8 protein-coding genes are annotated in these 8378 nt (G+C 38.6%); 4 read left to right on the top strand and 4 right to left on the bottom strand.

Features of this window, described 5'->3' with window-relative positions:
- The first annotated feature begins 19 nt into the window (after window positions 1-19).
- The 3 genes from E2R67_RS14640 (at window position 20) to E2R67_RS14650 (ending at window position 2873) form a co-directional block, all read left to right on the top strand.
- Window positions 20-976 (top strand): TRAP transporter substrate-binding protein, encoded by a 957-nt coding sequence (locus E2R67_RS14640; protein ID WP_134291699.1) that lies wholly within the window; start codon window positions 20-22, stop codon window positions 974-976.
- Window positions 977-1059: 83 nt separating this feature from the next.
- Window positions 1060-1545: a TRAP transporter small permease gene (locus E2R67_RS14645; protein ID WP_134291700.1), complete on the top strand. Its 486-nt coding sequence runs from the start codon at window positions 1060-1062 to the stop codon at window positions 1543-1545.
- Between the two features lie 20 nt (window positions 1546-1565).
- Window positions 1566-2873: a TRAP transporter large permease gene (locus E2R67_RS14650; RefSeq protein ID WP_134291701.1), complete on the top strand. Its 1308-nt coding sequence runs from the start codon at window positions 1566-1568 to the stop codon at window positions 2871-2873.
- 166 nt (window positions 2874-3039) lie between these two features.
- Here E2R67_RS14650 and E2R67_RS14655 read toward each other — a convergent pair whose 3' ends face one another.
- The 4 genes from E2R67_RS14655 to E2R67_RS14670 form a co-directional block, all read right to left on the bottom strand.
- On the bottom strand, window positions 3040-3501 hold the full coding sequence (locus E2R67_RS14655) for a Dps family protein (protein WP_134291702.1): 462 nt from the start codon (window positions 3499-3501) through the stop codon (window positions 3040-3042).
- Between the two features lie 88 nt (window positions 3502-3589).
- The gene (locus E2R67_RS14660) at window positions 3590-4084 is read right to left on the bottom strand and encodes an ankyrin repeat domain-containing protein (protein ID WP_134291703.1); all 495 of its coding nucleotides are present in this window, start codon (window positions 4082-4084) and stop codon (window positions 3590-3592) included.
- 267 nt (window positions 4085-4351) lie between these two features.
- Window positions 4352-5632, bottom strand: coding sequence for a 4-aminobutyrate--2-oxoglutarate transaminase (gene gabT, locus E2R67_RS14665; RefSeq protein WP_134291704.1), 1281 nt, complete (start codon window positions 5630-5632; stop codon window positions 4352-4354).
- Between the two features lie 56 nt (window positions 5633-5688).
- Window positions 5689-7161 carry an NAD-dependent succinate-semialdehyde dehydrogenase gene (locus tag E2R67_RS14670; RefSeq protein ID WP_134291705.1) on the bottom strand — a complete coding sequence of 491 codons (1473 nt, stop codon included), beginning with the start codon at window positions 7159-7161 and terminating at the stop codon, window positions 5689-5691.
- Window positions 7162-7270: 109 nt separating this feature from the next.
- Between E2R67_RS14670 and E2R67_RS14675 the strand changes: the two genes are divergently transcribed.
- On the top strand, window positions 7271-8200 hold the full coding sequence (locus E2R67_RS14675) for a LysR family transcriptional regulator (RefSeq protein ID WP_134291706.1): 930 nt from the start codon (window positions 7271-7273) through the stop codon (window positions 8198-8200).
- Window positions 8201-8378: the final 178 nt, after the last annotated feature.

The following is an 8378-nucleotide window of genomic DNA, read 5'->3' on the forward strand; positions in this document are numbered from 1 at the left end:
TTTAATAAGGAAGTAAAAAATGAAAAAGATCCTGTTACCTCTAGTTGCTACATTATTGTTAGCACCAAGTGTTTATGCAAAACAATTAAACCTTGGCCACGCAATGTCTTTAGAAAGCGCTGCTCACCAAGGCATGGTTATCATGGCTGAAAAAGTGAAAGCTAAATCTAATGGTTCATTAACAATTAAAATCTTTCCAAATGGTCAGCTTGGTTCTGAGCGTGATCAAGCAGAACAAGTAATCACCGGTGCAATTGATTTAGCTAAGATCAATGGTGGTTTAGCAGAATCTTTTGAACCTACTTTCAAAGTCAATGCATTACCTTTCTTATTCCGCGATATCCCACACATGAGAAAATTCATGAAAAGTGACGTAGCACAAGAGATGTTACAATCAAGCAAAGGTAAAGGCTTTATTGGTCTTACTTTTTATGATTCAGGTACACGTAGTTTCTACGCGAAAAAAGCAATTAACTCTCCAGCAGATCTAGCAGGCATGAAAGTTCGTGTTCCAGGATCTCCAACTATGATGCAAATGGTAAATTTATTAGGTGGTAAGGCTACGCCAGTTCCATTTAATGAAGTTTACACAGCTTTACAACAAGGTGTAATTGACGGCGCAGAAAATAACATTTCGAGCTTAGTTGAAATGAAACATAGTGAAGTTGCTAAATTTTACTCTATGGATCAACATTTAATGACTCCTGATGTAATTATCATTTCTGAAAATGCATTCAATTCATTAACGCCTAAAGAACAAAAAATCTTAAAAGAAGCAGCAGCTGAATCTCTTGATGAACAAATTAAAATTTGGGACGCAACTGATAATATGAATAAAGCTAAAGGCATCAAATCTGGCGTAACATTTGTTGAAGTGGATAAAGCCGCTTTCCGTGCAGCTGTTAAACCAATGATTGATGAAGCGAAGAAAGATCCTAAATTAGCATCGTTCATTGATAAAATCGAAGCGCTTTAATTTTTAATTAGTATTATTAGTATTAGTAAAAATATAATTTTGCCCTAGCCTTGCTGGGGCAAAATTTTTTGAGGTATAACTACATGTTAACAACTTTTAGAAACCTACTTGATAGGTTGATTCTTTTCATTTCTTCTTTTGCATTAATGTTGCTAGTAGTAACCGTCACTTGGCAAGTTTTTAGTCGCTACGTATTAAACGATCCAAGCAGCTGGACTGATGAACTTGCACGTTATGCAATGGTATGGCTTGGATTATTAGGCGCTAGTTATTTATTCGGCATTAAAGGCCACCTAGCAATAACCCTATTAGATGGTTACCTTAAAGATAAGGGTAAAGCACACGTAGCATTACAATTACTCATCAATGCAATTTCTTTCTCATTTGTTTCTTTAGCAATGTTGAAAGGTGGAATCGCACTAATGGGAAGAACAACGCAGCAATTATCACCTGCACTACAGCTACCAATGTCTACTGTTTATTCAATATTACCTATTTCAGCCGTTATTATTCTCATTTATTTGACGTTAAATACGATTGATCTTTTTTATAAACCTAACAAAAAATAAATTATAAAAGGACTCATATTATGGACTTGTCCATTGGTGTTTGGCTGCTAGGCCTATTTTTATTCATGATCGCGATAAGCGTGCCTATTGCTGTTGCAATCGCTATGTCATCGTTAACCATCATGTATTTCATTTTACCCTTTGATGTTGCAAGTATTACTGCAGGTCAAAAAATTATTACTGGTATCGACAGCTTCAGTTTATTAGCCATCCCTTTCTTTATTCTCGCTGGGAATATAATGAATGTAGGTGGCATTGCAGGCCGACTTATTAACCTTGCAAAGTTAATGGTTGGTTGGATCCCAGGCTCTCTTTTACACGTTAATATCTTTGCCAATATGATGTTTGGCGCAGTGTCGGGCTCAGCAGTTGCTGCGGCAGCCGCTGTTGGTAAAACCTTAGGTCCTGAATTAGAGAAAGAAGGCTATGATAAAAACTTGGCAACAGCTGTCAATGTCGCTTCTTGCCCTGCCGGTCTACTTATTCCGCCAAGTAATTCATTGATCGTATTTTCCGTGGTATCTGGTGGTACATCGGTTGCAGCTCTGTTTATCGCCGGTTATGTTCCAGGTATTTTAATGGGATTAAGCTGTATGGTTGTCGCTTATTTTATTGCTAAAAAGAAAGGCTATAAAACAAGTGCTAATAGCGGTTTCACAGTAAGAGATGTGGTTAGAATTGTTTGGCAAGCAACGCCAAGTTTAGGCCTTATCTTTGTTGTTATTGGCGGAATCATTGGTGGTGTATTTACTGCAACTGAAGGTGCATGTATCGCGGTGCTATACTCCTTTACATTGTCACTCTGTTATCGGACGCTAAAATGGTCACACTTTGCAATAATTTGTAAAGAAACAACACAAATTACAGGCATTATGTTGTTCTTGATTGGTGCTTCTACAATCATGTCATGGGCAATGGCATTCACAGGGTTACCTACAATGATCAGTGATTGGATGTTATCTATTTCTGATAACCCAATTATTATCTTCATCTTAATGAATATAATTTTACTAATCGTCGGTATGTTTATGGATTTAACGCCTGCGGTATTAATCTTCACACCGATCTTTATGCCAATTGCAACAACCTTAGGTATGGATCCAATTCACTTTGCAATGATGATTATATTCAACCTTTGTATTGGTATTGCAACCCCACCAGTAGGAACAGCTCTATTTGTAGGCTGTAGTGTGAGTGGCTCTAAAATTGAAAATGTAATAAAAAGCATTATGCCTTTCTGTGCAGTGCTGATAGTGACTTTGTTGCTTATCACCTTTATTCCAGAAATAAGTTTATTCCTTCCTCGTTACTTTGGACTGATTTCTTAATCTGAATAAAACGGCTTTCTGTATTTTTATAGATATTTAGCCACTGATAGTAAAAAGCCAACTGTTTTGTAGTTGGCTTTTTTGTTGAGTTTGTCCCGCCCTGAAATAGGTTTTCACATTCAGCACTTAATATAAATAAGCATTAAACGGATACAGTGGCAATTATTTAGCTATAAGTTGCACGTAGCATCCAAGCTGTTTTTTCATGAGTTAACATGCGGTCAGAAACAACAGAAGCAGTAGACTCATCTTCTGCATTTTGTGCCAATTTCAACACTTCACGACAAGTTCTAATCACTTGTTCATGCGATTCTGTAAGAATTCTTACCATAGTGCTAGCATCAGAAATACCAGCGACTTCTTCAATTGAACTCAATTGGCTGAATTCTTTGTAAGTCCCTGGTGCAGCAACACCTAATGCGCGAATACGTTCAGCAATATCATCCACAGCAACCGCTAACTCCGTATAATGCTCTTCAAACATAAGGTGTAATTCACGAAATTGAGGCCCTGTAATATTCCAATGAAAATTATGCGTTTGAAGATATAAAGTATAAGAGTCAGCAAGTAGACGTTTTAATCCTTCAGCAATTTCTATTCTATCTTTTTCATTAATACCAATGTTCATATTGAGCTCCTTTATAATTTCAAGAATAAAAACGATATGTTTTTAGAAGTAAATCATACGCCTGATACGCTCTAATATTTTAAACAGATCACTTAAATTTGCTTTGAATCAAGAGAATGCCTAATTTAATAAACCTAAGCATATTTTTAAACTTTGATGAGGCTATTTGTGATGGATAATGTGAGTCTAAATAAGATAAAACATCGGTACGACCAAACATATTAGCCCAATCTCGAACATTCATATTAGTTTTGTTTTTAAGAGAAATATCAGCATTAAATTGTAGAAGTAGCTCAACAATACCAACCTGCCCCTTAAAGGCAGCTGCCATTAAAACAGTATTACCGACGCCATCAACAGAATTAACATTAGCTCCGCATCTCAATAGCGCTTCACAAAAGTCTTTTTCACCATTATAGACAGCCAACATCAAAGCAGAATAGCCTCTGTGATTAACGGCATCGATCTCAAGACTTTCCTCTCCAGATAATAGATTTGCTAACCCTCTTAGATCGCCACTGCGAGCAAAATCGAATAGGTCTCCTTCTGTACGAAAAGTTTTTTTATAGTTTTGCCAACTCATGTGTGCTCAGCCTTATTAATATTTAGCGCTGCTATCAGTTTATTTTTAATGATAACGAGCTATAACAATGCAGAATAATCAGTAAAGAGACAAGCTAAAATGACATCGTTTTATTCTATTACCAACATTGTTTTCACCTATCTACGATGCAAAAAATTATACCTGTGCCCATAAATCGCGTTTTCCGTTGTTGATATCTATTTTTTTAATGCTATAAACAGCATAACCCCTGCCTACATTACTTGCAGGCAGGGTACAAAACGGGCGTTATTCACACACCGATTTAAACAAGTTAGCGAATTTTTCTAAGCCTTCTTCCACGATGGCATCACTCGCCGTTAAGGCAGGTAAAAAACGGATCACGTTGCCGTAAAACCCACAAGCTAATAGCACTAAACCATACTCAGCAGCATGTGCAATTATCGCTTGTGTGAGTACAGTATTAGGTTTTTCACTATCGCCCTCTGTCACTAACTCAATAGCAATCATTGCCCCTTTATTTCTGACGTCTAAAATTAACCCAGGAAATGTTTGCTGTAACTGAGTTAGTTTTTCATTGAAAATCGCACCGATTTCATTGGCGCGCTGAACCAAATTTTCTTCTTCAATAACTTCCAAAACAGACAATGCAGCAGCACAGGCAACCGGTGAGCCACCATAAGTCCCACCTAAACCACCCGGCAAAGGTGAATCCATGATTTCACTTTTACCTACAACAGCAGATAAAGGAAAACCACCAGCAATCCCTTTTGCCATAGTGATTAAATCTGGTTCAACACCTGAATATTCAATATTAAACATTTTACCCGTACGACCAAAACCTGTTTGAATTTCATCGGCAATTAAGATGATGCCATTATCATCACAGATTTTACGTAAACCTTGTAGAAACTCAGCAGGCGCAGAATAGAAACCACCTTCACCTTGAATCGGCTCAACAATAATCGCTGCCACATCTGATGGTGCGATATCGACTTTAAACAGGTTAGCAACCGCTTTAAGTGACTCCTTTACTGAAATACCATGCTGTTCAATTGGGAAAGGTGCGTGGAAAATATCACCTGCGAATGGACCAAACTGATGTTTGTACGGTGTAATTTTCCCTGTTAATGCCATCGTTAAATTCGTACGGCCATGAAACCCACCATTAAATGCAATCACGCCACGACGCCCAGTGTGTGCACGTGCTATTTTCACACAGTTTTCTACAGCTTCTGCACCCGTGGTGACAAAAATGGCTTTTTTAGGCGACTCACCCGGTGCGAGTTCTGTCAATTTTTCAGCGAGTTCAACCGCTACTTCGTAAGGATTTACCATCACACAAGTATGACTAAATTTCTCCACTTGTGCTTTCACTGCTGCCACAACTTTAGGGTGACTATGGCCAGTATTACACACAGCAATCCCGGTGCCGAAATCAATATAACGATTACCTTCAACATCCCAAATTTCTGCATTTTGTGCGCTTTCAACATACACCGGATAAACATTGCCTTGCCCGCGTGCAATCACTTTATTTTTTCTTGCTTGTAAGTCAGTATTGTTCATTTTATTCGCCTAATTTTAGCTTTATCGAATGACATTATAGAGGTCAGTATTCGGCGTTATTTGCCTAATCCGCCCATGCATAAGTATTTAATTTCTAAGTAATCGTCTAATCCATATTTTGAACCTTCACGCCCATTACCCGATTGTTTTACGCCACCAAACGGCGCAGCAGCATTAGAAATAGCACCTTCATTGATACCCACCATGCCGTATTCCAATTGCTCTGCCACTCGCCAAATTAATCCGATATCGCGCGCGTAAAAGTAAGCGGCTAAGCCATATTCAGTATCATTGGCCATGGCAATCACTTCTTCTTCAGTCTCGAAGCTAATAATTGGCGACACTGGGCCAAATATTTCATGACTCGCAATGGCCATGTCATTACTCACTCCCGTTAAAATAGTTGGTTGATAAAAGGTTTCACCAGCGGAATCACGTTGCCCACCCAGTACAATATTGGCACCTGCGGCTACAGCATCTTTCACCAAGGCATCCACGCCATTAACAGCGTCGCTGGAAATCATTGGCCCAATAGTAATGCCATCCACTAAACCATCACCGAGATTTAAAGCGGCCACTGCTGTTGTAAATTTTTCAGTGAACTCGGCAACCACTTCGCGTTGTACAAAAATACGATTTGTACAAACACAAGTTTGACCTGCATTTCGGTATTTCGACATCACAGCACCTTGAACCGCAGCATCGATATCTGCATCATTAAAAACAATAAAAGGCGCATTACCTCCTAACTCCATTGATACTTTTTTCACTGATGTTGCACACTGGCTAATTAACGATTTTCCTACCGCAGTTGACCCAGTAAAGGTAAATTTAGCGACATCAGGATGCTGCGTTAATATTTCACCCATCCCTCTTGCATCATCACCAACAACGACATTAAAAACGCCAGCAGGAATACCAGCTCGTTCAGCCAGCTCAGCCATGGCTAGTGCAGAAAGAGGAGTTTGCGTTGCAGGACGTACCACAAAAGTACAACCAGCCGATAAAGCAGCAGCCGCTTTACGTGCAATCATGGCATTGGGAAAATTCCAAGGGGTAATAGATGCAACCACACCGACGGGCTGTTTGATCACGATAATGCGTTTATCACCTGAAGGCGCAGGAATAGTGTCACCGTAAATACGTTTTCCTTCTTCAGCAAACCATTCAATAAATGCTGCACCATAGGCGATTTCACCTTTAGCTTCAGCGAGCGGTTTACCCTGTTCAAGGGTTAAAATGCGAGCAAGATCGTCTTGATGCTGCATCAGCAAGTCAAACCACTTTTTCATTAATCCAGCACGCTCATTCGCTGATTTAGCCGCCCACATTTTAAAGGCTCCTTTAGCGGCTTTGATAGCCAACTTAGTTTCGGCTACTCCTGCATTACCAACTTCTGTGATGGTTTCACCCGTTGCAGGATTGGTCACGGCGAGATTAGATTCACTACTGTGCCAACTGCCATTAATATACGAAAAGTTTTTAATTAATTGTTTATCTTGTAAACCCGAACCTTGATGCTGCAACATAAATGCTCCTTTGAATGTAGTGAATAACTATTGAATACTAAAACTAACTCAGGTTAAATATAAAACTATCAACCTTAAGGTTTAAGTAAATAAAACATTAGAGACGCACATGAACGTACAATCCATTATTCCTAAACCCATTGCCGAGTACGATTTACGTCTCTTGCGTATTTTTGTATCTGTTGTTGAACATGGTGGATTTTCTGCAGCGGAAGCAGCATTAGGCATTACTCGCTCCACTATCAGTGTGCATATGTCCAATCTTGAAACACGAATGAAATTAAAATTATGTACACGTGGGCGTGCTGGATTTTCCTTAACCGAAGAAGGACAATTAGTTTATCGAGCGGTGATTGATTTATTTGATTCTCTCAATAATTTTTCTTTAATGGTGGGGACATTAGGCAAAGAGCTCAGTGGAGAAATAGTGATTCTATGTGCAGATCAACTCGATACTCATAAACAAAATAAGCTTGCTCAAACCATTGCATTCATTAATAAAAAGGCCCCTAACTTACATATCACTTTAGACGGTGACTCGATTTCAAATATTGAAAAATTACTGTTAAAAGACAAAGCTCATATGGGGATTTTCCCGGGCTACCAAAAAATAGAAGGCTTGCATTATCAGCCTCTCACCAGTGAACCTATTTACCTTTGTTGTGGTAAAAACCACCCTTTTTTTAATCAAGTTGACAGTGACATTAAACCGGAGACTTTAGCCGAAACGGCAACCATCCACCCGGGAATCGACATTGAAATAAAAGGCCGAGAACAATTAAAAAAACTAAACTTAAGCGCCAAAGCTTACCAATTTGATATGCGAAAAACCATGATACTCTCAGGGCAATACTTGGGTTATATGCCGCAAAGTTATATTCAACAGGAATTAAATATAGGCGAAATAAGGATCATCAAACCAAGTACTTTAACTTATCAATTTGATTTGTCTTTAGTGAGTAAAAAGGCTCCTATTGAACCCAATAAAGTCGATTTATTACAACAGGCGTTTAAGGTGGGGTTTGATCTTAATGCTTAGCTTTTATCTGCCCTCAACAACAGGAAAATAAAGACATAAAAAAACCACCTAAAAAGGTAATGCCGATCAGTTAAGAAAAATTAGTTGATTTTTAACGTAAGAAGATCAAAATCCTATGACTCAAAAGGTCATGGGATTTTTTTATGGAACTTTCAGAAGCACTCGCTCGCACATCAAT

The sequence above is a fragment of the Psychromonas algicola genome (genome assembly GCF_004378355.1).
Lineage (GTDB): Bacteria > Pseudomonadota > Gammaproteobacteria > Enterobacterales > Psychromonadaceae > Psychromonas.

Coding starts and splice junctions, on each gene's coding strand:
- E2R67_RS14650 (WP_134291701.1), top strand. CDS start 1,566: ATGGACTTGTCCATTGGTGTTTGGCTGCTAGGCCTATTTTTATTCATG.
- E2R67_RS14660 (WP_134291703.1), bottom strand. CDS start 4,084: ATGAGTTGGCAAAACTATAAAAAAACTTTTCGTACAGAAGGAGACCTA.
- E2R67_RS14670 (WP_134291705.1), bottom strand. CDS start 7,161: ATGTTGCAGCATCAAGGTTCGGGTTTACAAGATAAACAATTAATTAAA.
- E2R67_RS14675 (WP_134291706.1), top strand. CDS start 7,271: ATGAACGTACAATCCATTATTCCTAAACCCATTGCCGAGTACGATTTA.
- E2R67_RS14645 (WP_134291700.1), top strand. CDS start 1,060: ATGTTAACAACTTTTAGAAACCTACTTGATAGGTTGATTCTTTTCATT.
- E2R67_RS14655 (WP_134291702.1), bottom strand. CDS start 3,501: ATGAACATTGGTATTAATGAAAAAGATAGAATAGAAATTGCTGAAGGA.
- E2R67_RS14640 (WP_134291699.1), top strand. CDS start 20: ATGAAAAAGATCCTGTTACCTCTAGTTGCTACATTATTGTTAGCACCA.
- gabT (WP_134291704.1), bottom strand. CDS start 5,632: ATGAACAATACTGACTTACAAGCAAGAAAAAATAAAGTGATTGCACGC.